Origin of the sequence: Neisseria sp. P0008.S010, assembly GCF_051962715.1 — a bacterium.
Classification (GTDB): Bacteria; Pseudomonadota; Gammaproteobacteria; order Burkholderiales; family Neisseriaceae; genus Neisseria; species Neisseria elongata.
Map to the genome: position 1 here is coordinate 1 of NZ_JBQCVA010000350.1, position 255 is coordinate 255.

General features: G+C 49.8%; 1 rRNA gene. It reads left to right on the top strand.

The features are described 5' to 3' along the window. Positions 1–255 (top strand): 16S ribosomal RNA (locus tag ACTHSL_RS13875); the annotation flags it as partial.

Genomic DNA, 255 nt, shown 5'->3' on the forward strand with positions numbered 1-255 from the left:
CTGTAAAGCTCTGTTAATGAGGAAAAATGGTAGTTGGTCTAATAGGCCGATTATTTGATGGTACTCATAGAGGAAGCACCGGCTAACTTCGTGCCAGCAGCCGCGGTAATACGAAGGGTGCAAGCGTTGTTCGGATTTATTGGGCGTAAAGCGCGCGTAGGCGGACCTGCAAGTCAGATGTGAAATCTCGGGGCTCAACCTCGAAACTGCGTCTGAAACTACAGGTCTAGAATCTCGGAGGGGGAAGGGGAATAT